Origin of the sequence: Metabacillus sp. Hm71 (assembly GCF_051842955.2) — a bacterium.
In the GTDB taxonomy this organism is placed as follows: Bacteria; Bacillota; Bacilli; order Bacillales; family Bacillaceae; genus Metabacillus.
This window is the reverse complement of the sequence record NZ_CM200278.1, coordinates 3,661,661-3,677,080: the sequence shown is the minus strand read 5'-3', so window position 1 is coordinate 3,677,080 and position 15,420 is coordinate 3,661,661. Positions and strand designations below refer to the sequence as shown.

Sequence of the window (15,420 nt, the reverse complement as noted above, 5' to 3'; positions counted from 1 at the left end):
TTTTATATGGGTTCTGAAAATTTTGCCTATCTTTACCGCAGCAGTATGAGCTTTAATAAAAAGATAAACGATGATAAAATAGGATACATTGGCTTACATTATAATACGATGAATAAAAGACTTTGATTATACAGAGGTAAACGAAAATAACGAGAAATCGAATACGATTATAGCACATTGATAACATTATTAAATAGAAAGTAATTTTAATCAACAGGTTTATAGGAAAAATTTGCTTTTAGAAGAAGCTTTGATAAAAAAGATTGGAAACGGACTTACCAATATTCAGGAGTGAAGCCTTTGAAGTATAAAATTGATTGGACCTACCAAACGAAAAGAAAACTGCAGGCGATTCTTTCGACAGATTATTTACCCTTAGACGAAACGATCGTTTTCGCAGAAGATTTTTTACAAACTGGACGAGTAAAACAGCTTACTTTTATATCTGAAGACGGGCAAACATGGACATTAAAGGAATTAAAGCGTTTAAAAGATATAGTTAAGGACGAACCCCATGATATTGTCGCTTATTTTGATGGCGGTTATCATAAACAGTCAAAATTGGCTGGGTTTGGTGCTGTCATTTATTATACGCAAAACGGCAGCCGTTACCGTATCCGCTTGAATGAAAGGGCAGAGGAGTTAACCTCTAATAATGAAGCAGAGTATGCAGCCTTTTACTATTTAGTAAATGCTCTTGAAGAGAATGGTATGATCAGACAGAAAATCGTTTTTAAAGGTGACTCACAGGTTGTCTTGAAACAACTAGCTGGAGAATGGCCGTGCTATGAGGAAGAGTTCACCATTTGGCTTGATCGTATTGAAGATAAACTTAAAAAGCTTCATATCATGCCTGAGTATGAAGCAGTTTCGAGGAAAGAGAACAATGAAGCAGATCGTCTTGCAACCCAAGCAATGAGCGGTACCCAAATAAACAGTAAAATGATTATAAATGAGGAAGTTGGCGAAAATGAATAAAAAACAAACATTGCAAGAATTAAGCGAAATATTAGATACTTATTGTGTTAATTGTTTATTAAAGAAGCATTTCCGCGAAGAATATGGGAAGCGATTTGCCCATTCCTTTTGCATTAATCAATGCACAGTAGGCCAGAAGATAAAAGAGGTTGGAGAAAAATTATCTTAAAATGTCTTTATAATAAATTGGATAACCAATAAAAAATCCGCATAAGCGGATTTTTTTAATGCTTTGCCTCTGATAATTGATGTTCACATTGTTTTAAAAGCTCTTGCTGTTTAGCTAAAAACTCTTGATCAACACCTGTTTTACTTGAACGATTCATTAGATCTTTTGCATCACGAATTGCATTTTCTGCATGTTGAATGGCTTCCTGATCTAATTGCATTGTAGCTGAACCTACCATTTTTTGTGCTGCTTTTACAGACATTTCAATCTGACTTAATTCATTCATTCCACTAATTAATCCAGTATGATTAATTTGATCCAATAGAAACACCTCCATTTTATAGGTTTTGGAATTCAAGAAAAAATATTCGTTAAAAAAAACAATCATGTATATATATCTAAAACTGAGATGTCATGTTAAAATAAATGTGAAGAAAACTATGTAAAAATATAACACAAATATGTAACCTTTTAACTAGAAATTCGGTTAAAGACAGACCTTGGGAGTGAAAAATGACATGGGAAATGAGCCGTTAGATTCAACGATCAAAGAAGCATTCTCTGAAATTTATAGAGATCTAGATAAATTAGTCTTTATAGCGAACAACGCAAATATTTTTAACCAGATGGAGGTAAGTAGAATAGAGAAAAGTATTAAGCAAAATATTAAGGCGATTGAATACTTAATTGTCAGTCAAAAACCGAACTCCTCCCGTTAGAACTGTAAAATTAGAAAGAAGGAAGTAAGAAGAAAAAAGACATATAAAAAAGAGGCGGAGTAAACTCAGCCTCTGTTCATTTAAATTGTTTATGGTTAAGTCACAAGTAGATAGTTGGCTTGTGATTATAACTTTGTAACGTTAGCAGCTTGTGGTCCGCGGTTACCTTCTACGATTTCGAAAGATACCTCTTGACCTTCTTCTAATGATTTGTAGCCTTCGCCTTGAATAGCAGTGAAGTGTACGAATACATCGTCTCCGCCTTCAACTTCGATAAAACCGAATCCTTTTTCGTTGTTAAACCATTTTACTTTACCGTTTTGCATAGTACTTAATCCTCCTAATACTGTAGCACAGGTGGTGCTAAAACAAATTTTATCATTAACGAATATAATATGTAAAAAGATGTTATTAAAACGTTATCATATATACTCAGCTTAATGATGTTTTTAATATACAACAATTTTATGAACTTCGTCAAGGTTAAGAAGAATATTTTAACAAAACTTTCAGAAACTTTCTAATTAGATATAGCCACAAATGACCAAGCATATAATGGTGAAAAAAACATTGGAGAGGATCAGTATGCACAAGTTGAACATACGTGGAGAGGAAATTTTGCTAACGAGTAGTCGGAATATTGATGAAGAAGGATTTACTAGAGCTTATCAATTCATTAGAAAATGTGACAGAGACATATTAAAGTTAAAGAAGTCTGAAATTGCTCTTTTGCAAGATCATGAACGAAACTCCATTGTCATTGAAAGGATGAATACAGATACTTTTACTTTACATATTCAATATGAAATAAAATGTGAAAATGTCTATCAAATTGACGAATAAACTAGTTCCCTTTTTTTAAAAAAAGTTTATAATAATGGTAATAACTAACGTAGCTTATCCTAATAGCTTCTTGAGACGAAAGAAATCATACATATTCATCATTCAAAAATAGATAAAGCTACTTTGGATAAAATATTGGCGATAATGGAAGGAGAATGGAAAATGGTAGAACAAACCTTTACAATCACGAGCGAGGCAGGGTTGCATGCTAGACCTGCAACTGCATTAGTGAACGCTGTAAATTCTTTCACAGCTGATGTAAATCTTGAAGCAAATGGCAGAACAGTGAATTTAAAATCAATTATGGGTGTCATGTCTTTAGGTATTGCAAAAGGAGCAACAGTTAAAATTACAGCAAACGGTAGTGATGAAGAAGCGGCTCTAGAAGCTGTTAAACGAGCTATGGCTACAGAAGGCCTTGGCGAATAAATAATTGCATTAACCAAACGTGAGAGCATTTAGTAAAAGCATAGAGGCTGACTTCTATCATAGAAAGGGTCAGCCTCTATTTTATTGATGATTAATTAGATTTATCCATTTGATCCTTATTCCGCTTTTTTCCTTTGCTATTGTCACCAGGTATGTGATCTTGTGCAAGCTCCATTTGATATTTTCCATTTTCAGGTGAATTTTGATTTTTACTTCCCTTGTTAAATTTCTTCGTCATAGTGACCTCCTATTGCTTTGTTACAGCTTAGATATTCATACCCTTTACAAGGTAGTTATCCATTAATATTCCCATGTTGAGTGGCTCTTCATGCATTTTAAAGAGGAGATATCGTTAAGGCAAGCAAGATTATGACAAACAAAATTCTTTAAACAAAAAAAGGTCTGATATTGCCAAAAGGCAGTGTCAGACATCTTTGTTTATTATAGGGGCATTACTTTTTTTGTTTCAGTTATAAGTTTTTCATTTAGCTTTCTTGAATGATGTACCCAGCCAGTATATGATGCTAAAATGTTTAAAGCTGGGTCTAGTTTGACAATTGCCATATAGGGATAATGCTCTTTATGACGGAAGCGTAAATCAATCCAACGAACCTCCACACTTGAAGATGTTGTAAAGTACATCGTATGAACGTGTTTTGAATTAGCTAAAAAATGCTGTACATTTTTATCAGCTATTGATGCTTTAATAATCTTACCTTCTTGACCATGTTTTTCAAAGTGATGAATCCAATGGATGTCCTTTCCGGTTATGGAACCTACATCATAAGCTGATTCAGTTTCATAAACAAAATCCCATTTGTGCAATGATATGGTTGGAATGATAGTGAAGCTTCCAGTTTTTTGTACGGCATGTAATAAATTTCGCTTATTAACTGAAATGATATACCGAATAATGATATAGCTAATTAGTACGATGTATACGTATAAAAAGGTAATGCCAGGTGAAAGACCTGCTAACCAGAAGGTAAAACCAATCAAATGACCAAGCATTATAATCGGATCAAATAACGGAATGAAATTTAATGAGAGCCATTTTTTTGTAAATGGCCTCCCAGCCTGTGTTCCGTAAACATTTAGAATGTCTAATCCAACATGTAAACATACTGCCAGAAAGGTCCAAAACAAAAGGGATATATAGGATATTTGGTTATAAAAGATAAAAATAAGAGCTGAAATAGCAAATGTCCATATAATGGTAGCAGGGAGTGAATGCGATGCCCCGCGATGGTGTTCCGTATACATTCCATTGCCTTTAACAAGCTTAATGGCATAATCAAAATCAGGAGCATTGGATCCTATAACAGTTCCTAACAGGATGGCTTGAGCTAACATTGGATCAGAGGCAATGGCTGGGTCTAAATATGCAAGTCCTGCCAACCCGAATCCAATCGTAATATGTGTACTTGTGTCCATTCTGAACCTCCAAGGTAAAATTACCCCAACTCATCCTTTTAAATAGCTTTAATAATTTACGGAGCCAGCCATGAGCTGTTTATTTCTAATAAAAGCAGCTTCTTTTAACATATCTTCAATTATTAAGTCAGCTGATTTTGGAACATGCAGCTTTTTTATATTCTCTCTCATTGATGTTAATTTCTTTTCATCGCTAAGCAGTTTATGCACTTCCTCAGCAATATCCTCAATTTGGTTAACAATAATAGCTGCTTGATTGTCCTCAAAAAAATGAGCATTTTCTTTTTCCTGACCAGGAACAGGCTTAAAGAGAACAACTGGTACACCTAAAGCAGTCGCTTCTGTTAAGGTGATTCCGCCTGGCTTTGTAATCATACATGATGTAATCCGATAAAGCTCATCCACTCTTTCAACATAGCTCAATACTTTAAATTGATTTGGATAACTTCTTGCAAGAGGTTCAAGATTTTCCTTTAAAGGGGTATTATTTCCGCACACAACAACCGTTTGAATGTCTTCGCTTTTGGAAATAAATGAATGGCACAATTCTTTCACATTTTTTAAGACACCGTGGGCACCAGCCATGATTAATAGTATTTTTTTATTTGGATCCAAATCATATTTTTTAAAAATATCTTGTTTATCCAGATCCTCCTCGAATTGTGAACGTATAGGGATTCCAGTTACCTTTACTCTGCCTGGATGAATTCCTAACTGAATCAGCTTTTCCTTCACATTGTTTGTTGCTACATAATATTTATCGATATTTTCATGAATCCAGATTCTGTGTAAGCAAAAATCAGTTAAGACATTAAAGGTGGGAATCATTGTACCAGTTTTTCTGCGATATTCGGGTACAACAATCATAGGGAAAGTATTAATGATCATATCTGGTTGTTCAGCCTTTACAATTTCATGTAAACGTTTATGTCCCATTTTAAAATAGAGATTCATCATCCTTTTGTTATAAATTTTATCAACACCATAGTAAAACAATCGGTAAAATTGCTTTCCAATCGAGAAGCTTTTTAAATATAAATATTGTGTAATCTCTGAAAATACGGGAAATGATTCAGAATAAAGATTACAGACAATGACTTTTTCAAAGCCGAGCTCTTTACACTTGTTTTCTAACGTTTTTGCCACTTGCACATGACCATTACCATATTTCGCTGTTAATATTAACACCTTTGAATTTCTTTTCAACATTTTCACCTCAATCTAATCGGAAACGGATCAAATTATCAAATCCAGTCCTCACTATAAATATATATGACAGATTGAACCGAATTTGTCTTAAAGATTACCATATAATTGTTACTTTTTTATAAAGCAATTATTAAGTATTTCTTAAGATGTAAAATGTCGTAAAAAGTTGGAATGGCAAAACATCATTATCTCTTTTTGCAGATAGTAATGCATGATTGAATAAGGCAGAAATGCTCTACCTTATTCTTATTCATTTCAAAGCAATTGGTATTTTATTCTTACCCTTTCAATTCCAAATATAAGGTGTCTCCTGGTAAACATAATAGTTTAGCCAATTAACAAATAAAAGATTTCCATGTGATCTCCAACACTGAATTGGCTCATTACTTGGATCATTGTTTTCAAAATAATTAACCGGTATATCAATTGGTAAACCTTTTGCAAGATCTCTTTCATACTCATCTCTTAAAGAGGTCCGTTCATATTCAGGATGACCTGTTAAAAAGATTTGTTTGCCATCCGTTGACATCACTAGGCAAACACCAGCATCTTTTGAATAAGAAAGAATCTGAAGCTCTGGAATGGCATCAATTTCTTCTTTTAGAACATCAGTATGTCTTGAATGTGGTACATAATATTGATCATCAAAGCCTCTTAATAATTTTACAGTTGGATTGATAATTTCATGCTTAAAAATACCAAAGCATTTCTTTTCCAACTTATATTTATTTACGCCATAGTGATGGAAAAGTCCTGCTTGTGCACCCCAACAAATATGTAAAGTTGAGGTTACATTTGTTTTAGTCCAATCCATAATTGTTTTTAATTCAGACCAATAAGAAACTTCTTCAAATTCTAAGTGTTCAATTGGTGCCCCTGTTATAATCATGCCATCAAATTTTCGATGCTTAATATGTTTAAAGGTTGTGTAGAATTCCTTCAAATGCTCCATTGCCGTCGTTTTTGACGTGTGGGTTTCAGGCCTTAAAAATGTTATGTTTAATTGAAGAGGAGAATTCCCCAATAATCGTAATAACTGAGTTTCAGTTTTTTCCTTTTCTGGCATAATATTTAAGATAAGGATATTTAAAGGGCGAATATCTTGAGAATACGCTCTCTTTTCGTCCATAATAAATATATTCTCTTGTTCTAAGATTTCTTTAGCCGGTAAATGACTAGGTATGTTAATCGGCAAAAAAAGCACCTCCGTTAAAATTCATCATTCATTGATTCTTTATTATAGAAAGTTTAGAAAAATAATTCAATTCGAATTTTATGTTTATTCATCAATTTCATTCGTGAAATTCTAATAGTGGTCATGAAAAAGCATACAACTGAATTCATTATACATGGTAAAGTATTATAAAGGATTAATCTAGCAAAGTGAGATGGCAATGCCCGGATTACCGAAGAGACAGCAGCACTAGCCATGAATGGAATAATGAAGAACTTGCAACTGGATTGTTTTAAGGAGGATGTCATGTTTGACCCAACTGTTTTTGATAATTTAAAGGTTATCGTTGAAGGCTATATATATGATTTAGATATTGAAAATGTGATCAAAGTTTTGAATAGGAGTGATTTTGTAGATCTAGCGACAATGTCTAGAACCTTTAGGATTACATTTGGAAATGAAAAGAAAAAAAGTCCCCATGCTATGCTGGAGATTAACATGAACCATGAGCAAATTTCTGGAGAATTACGTCAAACTATTAAAAAACCGGGATGCTTTATAAAAGTTATTCTTCAGGAAGAGAAGGAGAGTAAGACTTATGACGAACTTCTGTTAAGAAAGTTAAAGAAATTGTGGGAGGAGCATTCGATTCAGTTATTTGTGACAGAAGAGGTAACCGCAAACACAGAATTTTATTACCATCGCTATGAGGTGAATTTTAAGAGAGCATACGGTGAAGATGATATTGAGGATTTGCTGTATATCATCGATCATTTACGTTCATTGTTGCAGTGCTGCAAGTAATGACTTCTTAATTAGTTGTTAATAGTTGAATATCTCATGTGTTATATGTAAAGATGGTGTCAGGAGGGGTGACAATGAGTATTTACGATTTTGAAGTGGAAACAATAAAAGGGGAAAAAACAACGTTAAGTGATTACAAAAATCAAGTGGTATTAATTGTGAATACTGCAAGTAAATGTGGGTTTACTCTACAGTACAAAGAATTACAAGAGCTTTATGATCAGTATGGAGATCAAGGATTTACTGTTTTAGGATTTCCCTGCAACCAGTTTATGGGACAGGAACCAGGTGACAATAAAGAAATAGAAAGCTTTTGCGAAATGAATTACGGAGTAAGATTCCCAATGTTTTCCAAGATTGATGTAAAGGGAGAAAACGCACATCCGCTATTTGTATTTTTAACTAATAATGCTCCAGGGATTTTAGGAAGCAAGGCAATAAAATGGAATTTCACAAAGTTTTTGATTCATATAAATGGGGAAGTTGTAAAGCGTTACTCACCGAATACGAACCCAATTGAAATAAAACCAGATATTGAAAACCTTTTAAAAGAAGTCGTAAAATAAGGCTTCTTCTTTTTAATTTTAAAGAAAGCATAACTTTTTGTACTTAGTTTTTGTATTAAAATAATACTAATACATACTGTATTCGATGGTTAGGTAAGGAAGACATTGCATGAATCCGGTAACCAATACTAATGAGCTGCGAAAGTGTTTCCGCACAATTTAAACGAGGCGGTTCGATTGGAGCATGTATGCTTTTGTATACCTCAATCAGTTTATTTGTTTCACTGCACTGAAGGATGATAACATGTCTTCCTGTCCAAGCTTGACCGATGATTGGCTGGGGTTCTCTCATCTAAACACACCTTTATAAAAAATTGTTTAGGATACTATATGATCAATTGTTTGTTATTGTTAACGTCATAATCGTTCGTTTATTACATACATAGGAGTTGCCATATGAATAACAAATTTTTAATTCAACGGGTAGAAGATTTTGTTTATAAAAGGCTCTACAATGAGGGAAGCGGTCATGACTGGTGGCATATTGACCGTGTACGTCGGAATGCTATGTATATAGGAACAAAAGAAAATGCAAATCTATTCATTATTGAAATAGCAGCATTACTTCATGACTTAATTGATGATAAACTCTCCGAGAACATTAAGCTTAATGTCAGCCAAGTTGAACAGTTATTACTGAATTTAGGTATTGATCAAGAGATAATACAAGCTATTATCAGGATTATTCAAGTCATCAGCTTTCGAAAGAAAGAACCTAAAAATCAGTTATCCCTCGAAGCTAAGGTTATTCAAGATGCTGATCGGCTTGATGCAATTGGAGCCATTGGAATTGCTCGGACATTCGTCTATGCTGGTTCTAAAGGAAACATTATCTATCATCCGGATGTGGAGGAAAAAACTGATGCAATAAGCCATTTTTATGAGAAATTACTTAAGCTAAAAGATTTAATGAACACAAATGCAGGTAGATCTCTTGCTGAAGAGAGACATCAATTTCTCGAACTCTATTTAAATCAATTTTATGATGAGTGGAATGGGCGAAAATAGTTAAAATTATTCATATAAACAATCGAAACATGAAAATAGCACGATCAAATCTGCTATGTTACACTGTCATTACGATTTAAAAGAAGGAGTGCTCATAAATGAAGATAAAATCAATTGAACCTACTCCAAGTCCAAATACAATGAAGGTGCTTTTGACAGAAGAGCTTCCCGCTGGAAAAAGTAATAATTATAAAAAGGACCAAGCAGTAGAAACGCCGGGTATTATTGGAGATATCCTTAAAATTGAAGGAGTAAAAGGTGTATACCATGTAGCGGATTTTCTCGCTGTTGAAAGAAATGCTAAATATGACTGGAAGGAAATATTAGCCCAGGTTCGCCAAGCTTTTGGAGAGGCTGTAAACGACGAAAGTCGAGACAGCAAACCACTAGATGAAGCGTTTGGTGAAGTGAAGGTTTTCATCCAGATGTTTCATAATATTCCAATGCAGGTTAAATTAACTGATGGAATGTCAGAAGAACGCTTTGGTTTGCCTGTTCGCTTTAAAACAGCTGTTTTAGCAGCACAACAAGCGAACGAAAACATTGTGCTGGATCGTCAATGGAAGGAACATGGAGTAAGATATGGCGAACTTGCAGAGATAGGTAAGGAAGTGGTAGATGAGATAAGTGCTGCGTACTCTGATGAACGATTACAAAGGCTTGTGAAAGCTGCTTCTGATATAGGCAAACAGAAAAATCCTCCGAAGAGAAAATCATATAAAGTGACACTTGAAATGCTGGATGATGAAGATTGGTCTGTAAGATTTGCTCATTTAGAGCAAATGGATCCATCAGAAGATGATCTCCCTGTTTTAGAAAAGGCTTTAAAGGATGAAAAACCGTCAATTAGAAGGCTAGCTACTGTATATTTAGGAATGATTGAAAATCCTTCTGTTTTACCGTTATTATATAAAGCATTAAAGGATAAGTCTGTTACTGTTAGAAGAACAGCAGGAGATTGCTTATCTGATATTGGTGATCCCCAAGCAATGGTTCCAATGATGGAAGCCTTAAAAGATAAAAACAAACTGGTAAGATGGCGAGCGGCCATGTTTTTATTTGAAGTTGGAGATAAATCTGCATTACCTGCTTTAAAACAGGCAGAGGATGACCCTGAATTCGAGGTTAGCATGCAGGTGAAAATGGCGATTGAACGAATTGAAGGCGGCGAAAAGGCAAAAGGATCTGTTTGGAAACAAATGACTGAAAGCAGAAAAGGATAAAATCTTTTTGAAATGCTGAAGAGTAATTGCATAGGGAAACTCTCTATAGTATTCTTTAATTACTTGAAGAAAGATTCGGAGGAGATTTTTTATGTCAATGGCATATGAAGAGTATATGAGACAAATTGTGATGCCCATGAGAGCAGAATTAACAAATGCAGGATTTCAAGAGCTGACAACTGAGGAGGAAGTAGAAGCATTTATGAGTACTGCAAAAGGTACAACTCTGGTTGTTGTTAATTCAGTATGTGGATGTGCAGCAGGTCTCGCACGTCCTGCAGCTACTCAGTCTGCATTAAATGCTGAGAAAAAACCAGATCATCTTATTACCGTATTTGCAGGACAGGATAAAGAAGCAACAAGCAAGATGCGAGAATACTTTAAAGGTTATGAACCTTCATCACCATCTATGGCGCTATTGAAGGATGGCGAGGTGGTTCACTTTATCCCGCGTCATGATATTGAAGGAAATTCAATAGAGGCTATCATGCAAAATCTTGAAAATGCCTTTGATAAATATTGCTAAAAGAGGCTGTCTCTTAAGGGTCTGACCCCCTCCAACAAAACCCGGTATATAGAATTCTTGTTCACTTAAGATCCTATATATTGAGTTCGTAGGGGCAGACCCTTTGGATTTGAGGCAGTCTCTTTATATGTAAAGAAAGTAGAGATAAAAATGATTGTTACAACTTCAGGAAGGCCAGATATTCATTTGATCCAAACAGCTATGGAGATTGCAACTGAATTGAATGGCCATTTTTTAAAGCGAAATAAACAAGCGGTTGCGGATATTAAAAAATCTTATCGAGAAGATGTCCTTGTTGTAGGAAAAAACCGATTAGAGCTTCATGTTTTATGTCAAAACAGTCCTTTGTTTTTTCATCCAAATTCGGCAATGTTTCGGATAAAAAGGCTTATAAAAGGTGAAACAGATCCTTTTTGTGAGGCGTGCAGCCTTCAAGAAGGAGATTTCGTTTTAGATTGCACACTTGGCTTGGCGTCAGATAGCATTATTGCAAGCTACGTAGTTGGTGAAAAAGGCTTTGTAAAAGGTATTGAAGAAAGCAAAAGCTTAGCGTATATCGTAAAAAACGGGTTGCAACAATGGGAAACAGGCTTAGATGTTTTAGATCAAGCGATGAAACGGATTCATGTTACGATTAGCGACCATTTATCATATTTACGCGAATGTCCCGAGCATTCATTTGATGTTATTTATTTTGATCCAATGTTTGAAGAAACGATTGAAGGATCGATTGGGCTCCTACCTTTAAAAAGTGTCGCTAATTTTTCAGCGCTCCGAAAAGAAGCAATTATGGAAGCGAAACGAGTTGCGAGACGGAGAATTGTATTAAAAGACCATTGGAAAAGCAGTCGATTTCAAGAATTAGGCTTTACTGTCCAAGTACGAAAATCAGCAAAATTTCATTATGGCGTTATAGAAATTTAGCGATAGCAAATGATAAAAGGGTGGAGGTGTTGAAGATGCCAAAAAGAAGAAAAGATCCTTCAAGAACAGGCTTAAGTTCTCCTAACGTTGAGGGGCAGGGAACTACTATGAATGAAACAAAGGGCAAACAGCTGGATTCAGCTAGAAAGAAAACAAAAAGAACATAACAGCGTAAAAACGGGTGCTCTCAATGTGCTGGCACCCGTTTTTACGCTGTTATGTAATTTAGTCTGTAATTTCTACATAAATAAAATAGGCAAGTGTTATAAAGCAGCCAATAAAGAAAATTGTGTCATAGCTCATCAATTAGCCCTCCTATTGTAATATCCTTAATATGCGTGCGTACAACTTATTTTAAACGTTTTTTCCATTTATTAAAAGGGCAATCGTTTACAATATTATAGGTTTGTTCAAAATTGTAATGAATTTGATATATTCATCCTAGTAGGTATATGTTAAGATTGTTAGTATACTAGAATCCTTGGAAGGAAGAACGGGTATGAATAAATGGTTAAGAAAATCACTCGTCATTTTATTTTCGATCGCAACCTTTGGACTTGTAACACCTCCTGCCTCTTTAGCCGTACAGGAAAAGCCTGCAGAGGATACTGTTTCAAAATCTCCGCTTAAAGATGAAAGCGTAGAGCAATCTGCCGCTACTGTCGTTGAAGTAGACCAGCTTCCACCTTCAAAGGAACAAGTTATTTCGACCATTCTGTTAGAAGCAGAAGAAAAATCCTTTAGTAAATTTGGAGATAAAATTAGCGGTGTGATTGAAGATGAATTTAAAGAAGTGATTTTTCCAAAAATGGAAGAAATTATTACATATTATTTAAATGTAGAAGATGACGAATTATTCCAACAGCTCGCTGTTTCAAAACCATCTGGCGGAACGAGTGAAAAAATCTTCCATATTTATAATACGGAGACTGGTGAGGATGTCCTTCGTTTTCATGTTCGAAGAGAAAACCGTCCTTTAGAAGGCTATTGGTTTAATTTCCATTATCATACGTACCATGATTCTTTCCAATCCCATAAAGATTTAGGAAGTATCTATTGGGATAAAAATACCCCGCCAAATTGGATGAGCTATGTTAATTAAGTAAAAATGATAAATAAGCGATACGAAAAGCACGTTGTATTATAGCGTGCTTTTTTATATGCCGTCAGGTAAAATGTGAAAGATAGTTTAATAGACCTATATATGGTATGATAGAGTAAAAGAATTGTAGAGGTATAGTTTAAAGCTTCCAGCCATTTTTGTGTGGCTTAAACGCCTCAATTTAATAAATCTACCAGTCATATTATTTATTTCACCTGAGAGGATGTACATCATGAAAAAGGGTATGATTTTCCTTCTGGTATCGCTTATCTGGGCCCCTTTTTATCATTTAGTTCTTGCATCTCCCGAGGGGATACCGCTTTCCTCCTATTCCTTTGCTTCAGCTGAAAATGTGTTAACCAAACCGATATTGGGGGAAATGGTATTCCTCCCAGAAACATCTTTTTCTGAAGAAGATGCACTTATTATGATTCATAATTTACAAAAAATAGATGAAAATATCTTGACCCTTGCAGCAAATGAAAATATTCAAATAAAATTGTTTAATGGATCGTTAACAAACCAAAATGGATTAAGCAGTCTGAAAGATACAAAACCAAGGGGCTATTCTGACTCTGATCCGAGCTGGAATCAAGTTCCTGGGATGAGTATAGATAGAGTTGTATATGCCAAGATTGGCCATAGTGAATATGGAAAGGGACATGGATCGGTTTCCCTTGAACTTCATGAAATGGCACATGCTATTGATCGTTACGTCTTTCATTATATCCGTAAAGATCCTAAATTTCTTTCCATTTGGAAGCAGGAGGTTGGCCAGTTATTCCCACTCCAATCTTATTTTCGAAATTTTCCTGAAGAGTATTTTGCAGAAACATTTGCTATGTACTATTTCAGTGAAGATACAAGATCCATCCTTAATAAAAAGGCGCCGATGACTTCATGGTTTATCCAAACATTAGAAAATCAAGCAGAAAAACGTCTCAGGTAACACTATGATATTCTCAATAAATAATGGTAAAATACATGAAGTAGTTTATGTAAGGGAAGTGGCAAAATGAAGCAATATTTAGATTTATGCAAGCATGTACTTGAGAACGGGGTAAAAAAAGAGGACCGTACTGGTACAGGTACGATTAGTACGTTTGGCTATCAAATGAGATTTAATCTTCAAGAAGGATTTCCGTTAATGACAACCAAGAAACTTCACACGAAATCCATAATCCATGAATTGCTTTGGTTTTTAAAAGGGGATACGAATGTCAAATATCTTCAAGAAAATGGTGTGCGAATTTGGAATGAATGGGCAGACGAAAATGGTGAGCTAGGCCCTGTTTATGGCCACCAATGGCGATCATGGCCGGCAAAAGACGGTTCTACGATTGACCAGATTACCAATGTTGTTAATCAAATAAAAAACAATCCAGATTCAAGGAGATTAATTGTGTCTGCCTGGAATGTAGCTGATGTTGAACAAATGGCATTACCGCCATGTCATTGCTTCTTTCAATTCTATGTAGCAGAAGGCAAGTTATCTTGCCAGCTTTATCAGCGTTCCGCAGATGTCTTTTTAGGTGTACCATTTAACATCGCTTCATACGCACTGTTGGTCCATATGATGGCGCAGGCAACAAATTTAAAGGTAGGAGAATTTATTCATACCTTTGGCGATGTCCATATTTACTTAAACCATTTAAATCAAGTAAAAGAGCAATTGCAAAGAGAGCCAAGACCTTTGCCAACTTTAAAAATCAACAAAGAAGTTACATCGATTTTTGACTTCAAATTTGAAGATTTTTCAATTGAAGACTATGATCCACATCCACATATTAAAGGAGCTGTAAGCGTGTGATTTCTTTATTATATGCAATGGATAAGAACCGATTAATCGGAAGGAATAACCAGCTCCCATGGCATTTGCCTCAAGATTTGGCCTATTTCAAGCGAGTGACAATGAATCATAAAATTGTCATGGGTCGAAAAACGTTTGAATCGATTGGTAAACCATTACCTGGCAGGGAAAATATTATTATTACTAGAGACAAAAATTTTTCATGTGATGGTTGCAAGATTCTTCACTCCATTGAAGAATTCCTCGAACTTGCTAAAAATTGTGAGGAAGAAATCTTTGTAATCGGAGGATCTGAAATTTTTAAAGAAACCCTGCCTTATTCAGATCGTTTATACATCACACATATCTATCATGAGTTTGAAGGTGATACATACTTTCCAGAAACAGATGATGAGGAATGGAAAGTGTTCTCTAAGGAACCAGGTATAAAAGATGAAAAAAATCCTTACGATTTTGATTTTGTCGTTTATGAGAAAATAAAAAAATAAGTTTAAAAAGCAGA

Annotated in this window: 23 protein-coding genes; 16 read left to right on the top strand and 7 right to left on the bottom strand. The window is 34.8% G+C overall.

Annotation, left to right across the window (positions count from 1 at the left end; genetic code table 11):
• The first annotated feature begins 291 nt into the window (after positions 1–291).
• Complete coding sequence (locus ACSVDH_RS18105; RefSeq protein ID WP_439251082.1) at positions 292–978, top strand: reverse transcriptase-like protein; 687 nt, start codon at positions 292–294, stop codon at positions 976–978.
• The gene (locus ACSVDH_RS18100; RefSeq protein ID WP_299093182.1) at positions 971–1,147 is read left to right on the top strand and encodes a zinc-finger domain-containing protein; all 177 of its coding nucleotides are present in this window, start codon (positions 971–973) and stop codon (positions 1,145–1,147) included. The genes ACSVDH_RS18105 and ACSVDH_RS18100 overlap by 8 nt, the downstream gene beginning before the upstream one ends.
• Before the next feature lie 55 nt (positions 1,148–1,202).
• Here the strand turns inward: ACSVDH_RS18100 and ACSVDH_RS18095 are convergent, their stop codons facing one another.
• Positions 1,203–1,469: a DUF2564 family protein gene (locus ACSVDH_RS18095; RefSeq protein ID WP_299093180.1), complete on the bottom strand. Its 267-nt coding sequence runs from the start codon at positions 1,467–1,469 to the stop codon at positions 1,203–1,205.
• A gap of 196 nt (positions 1,470–1,665) precedes the next feature.
• Here ACSVDH_RS18095 and ACSVDH_RS18090 point away from each other — a divergent pair, with 196 nt between their 5' ends.
• Positions 1,666–1,866, top strand: a complete 201-nt coding sequence (locus ACSVDH_RS18090) for a hypothetical protein (RefSeq protein ID WP_046590249.1) — start codon at positions 1,666–1,668, stop codon at positions 1,864–1,866.
• Between the two features lie 125 nt (positions 1,867–1,991).
• On the opposite strand, the gene cspD is transcribed toward ACSVDH_RS18090, so the two are convergent.
• Positions 1,992–2,192 (bottom strand): cold-shock protein CspD, encoded by a 201-nt coding sequence (gene cspD, locus ACSVDH_RS18085; protein ID WP_026562601.1) that lies wholly within the window; start codon positions 2,190–2,192, stop codon positions 1,992–1,994.
• A gap of 259 nt (positions 2,193–2,451) precedes the next feature.
• Between cspD and ACSVDH_RS18080 the strand changes: the two genes are divergently transcribed.
• Both ACSVDH_RS18080 and ACSVDH_RS18075 read left to right on the top strand, forming a co-directional pair.
• Complete coding sequence (locus tag ACSVDH_RS18080) at positions 2,452–2,709, top strand: hypothetical protein (protein WP_439251084.1); 258 nt, start codon at positions 2,452–2,454, stop codon at positions 2,707–2,709.
• 162 nt (positions 2,710–2,871) lie between these two features.
• The gene (locus tag ACSVDH_RS18075; protein WP_439251085.1) at positions 2,872–3,138 is read left to right on the top strand and encodes a phosphocarrier protein HPr; all 267 of its coding nucleotides are present in this window, start codon (positions 2,872–2,874) and stop codon (positions 3,136–3,138) included.
• Positions 3,139–3,229: 91 nt separating this feature from the next.
• On the opposite strand, the gene ACSVDH_RS18070 is transcribed toward ACSVDH_RS18075, so the two are convergent.
• The 4 genes from ACSVDH_RS18070 to metA all read right to left on the bottom strand — a co-directional run bounded on the left by ACSVDH_RS18070 (position 3,230) and on the right by metA (position 6,976).
• On the bottom strand, positions 3,230–3,376 hold the full coding sequence (locus ACSVDH_RS18070) for a hypothetical protein (RefSeq protein WP_299093171.1): 147 nt from the start codon (positions 3,374–3,376) through the stop codon (positions 3,230–3,232).
• 203 nt (positions 3,377–3,579) lie between these two features.
• Positions 3,580–4,572 carry a metal-dependent hydrolase gene (locus ACSVDH_RS18065; protein ID WP_439251086.1) on the bottom strand — a complete coding sequence of 331 codons (993 nt, stop codon included), beginning with the start codon at positions 4,570–4,572 and terminating at the stop codon, positions 3,580–3,582.
• 48 nt (positions 4,573–4,620) lie between these two features.
• Complete coding sequence (locus ACSVDH_RS18060; protein ID WP_439251087.1) at positions 4,621–5,778, bottom strand: diglucosyl diacylglycerol synthase; 1,158 nt, start codon at positions 5,776–5,778, stop codon at positions 4,621–4,623.
• Positions 5,779–6,067: 289 nt separating this feature from the next.
• Positions 6,068–6,976 carry a homoserine O-acetyltransferase MetA gene (metA, locus tag ACSVDH_RS18055; protein ID WP_439251088.1) on the bottom strand — a complete coding sequence of 303 codons (909 nt, stop codon included), beginning with the start codon at positions 6,974–6,976 and terminating at the stop codon, positions 6,068–6,070.
• Positions 6,977–7,261: 285 nt separating this feature from the next.
• Between metA and ACSVDH_RS18050 the strand changes: the two genes are divergently transcribed.
• Positions 7,262–7,759 (top strand): hypothetical protein, encoded by a 498-nt coding sequence (locus tag ACSVDH_RS18050; RefSeq protein ID WP_439251089.1) that lies wholly within the window; start codon positions 7,262–7,264, stop codon positions 7,757–7,759.
• Positions 7,760–7,833: 74 nt separating this feature from the next.
• On the top strand, positions 7,834–8,325 hold the full coding sequence (locus ACSVDH_RS18045; RefSeq protein WP_439251091.1) for a glutathione peroxidase: 492 nt from the start codon (positions 7,834–7,836) through the stop codon (positions 8,323–8,325).
• Between the two features lie 55 nt (positions 8,326–8,380).
• On the opposite strand, the gene ACSVDH_RS18040 is transcribed toward ACSVDH_RS18045, so the two are convergent.
• Positions 8,381–8,617, bottom strand: a complete 237-nt coding sequence (locus tag ACSVDH_RS18040) for a hypothetical protein (protein ID WP_439251092.1) — start codon at positions 8,615–8,617, stop codon at positions 8,381–8,383.
• 104 nt (positions 8,618–8,721) lie between these two features.
• Here ACSVDH_RS18040 and ACSVDH_RS18035 point away from each other — a divergent pair, with 104 nt between their 5' ends.
• The 9 genes from ACSVDH_RS18035 to ACSVDH_RS17995 all read left to right on the top strand — a co-directional run bounded on the left by ACSVDH_RS18035 (position 8,722) and on the right by ACSVDH_RS17995 (position 15,406).
• A complete protein-coding gene (locus tag ACSVDH_RS18035; RefSeq protein WP_439251093.1) occupies positions 8,722–9,333 on the top strand; it encodes an HD domain-containing protein in 612 nt (203 codons plus the stop codon).
• A gap of 98 nt (positions 9,334–9,431) precedes the next feature.
• Positions 9,432–10,556, top strand: a complete 1,125-nt coding sequence (locus ACSVDH_RS18030; RefSeq protein ID WP_299093164.1) for a conserved virulence factor C family protein — start codon at positions 9,432–9,434, stop codon at positions 10,554–10,556.
• Positions 10,557–10,647: 91 nt separating this feature from the next.
• Positions 10,648–11,082, top strand: a complete 435-nt coding sequence (locus ACSVDH_RS18025; RefSeq protein WP_299093163.1) for a BrxA/BrxB family bacilliredoxin — start codon at positions 10,648–10,650, stop codon at positions 11,080–11,082.
• Positions 11,083–11,232: 150 nt separating this feature from the next.
• The gene (locus ACSVDH_RS18020) at positions 11,233–12,006 is read left to right on the top strand and encodes a class I SAM-dependent methyltransferase (protein ID WP_439251095.1); all 774 of its coding nucleotides are present in this window, start codon (positions 11,233–11,235) and stop codon (positions 12,004–12,006) included.
• 35 nt (positions 12,007–12,041) lie between these two features.
• The gene (locus ACSVDH_RS18015) at positions 12,042–12,173 is read left to right on the top strand and encodes a YuzL family protein (RefSeq protein WP_299093160.1); all 132 of its coding nucleotides are present in this window, start codon (positions 12,042–12,044) and stop codon (positions 12,171–12,173) included.
• 332 nt (positions 12,174–12,505) lie between these two features.
• Entirely contained in the window at positions 12,506–13,108 is a 603-nt protein-coding gene (locus tag ACSVDH_RS18010) for a YpjP family protein (RefSeq protein ID WP_299093159.1), read from the top strand.
• A 232-nt stretch (positions 13,109–13,340) separates the two neighbouring features.
• The gene (locus ACSVDH_RS18005; RefSeq protein WP_439251097.1) at positions 13,341–14,057 is read left to right on the top strand and encodes an anthrax toxin lethal factor-related metalloendopeptidase; all 717 of its coding nucleotides are present in this window, start codon (positions 13,341–13,343) and stop codon (positions 14,055–14,057) included.
• Between the two features lie 66 nt (positions 14,058–14,123).
• The gene (locus tag ACSVDH_RS18000) at positions 14,124–14,918 is read left to right on the top strand and encodes a thymidylate synthase (protein ID WP_439251099.1); all 795 of its coding nucleotides are present in this window, start codon (positions 14,124–14,126) and stop codon (positions 14,916–14,918) included.
• Positions 14,915–15,406, top strand: coding sequence for a dihydrofolate reductase (locus tag ACSVDH_RS17995; RefSeq protein ID WP_439251101.1), 492 nt, complete (start codon positions 14,915–14,917; stop codon positions 15,404–15,406). Before ACSVDH_RS18000 ends, ACSVDH_RS17995 begins: the two co-directional genes overlap by 4 nt.
• The last annotated feature ends 14 nt before the right edge of the window (positions 15,407–15,420 follow it).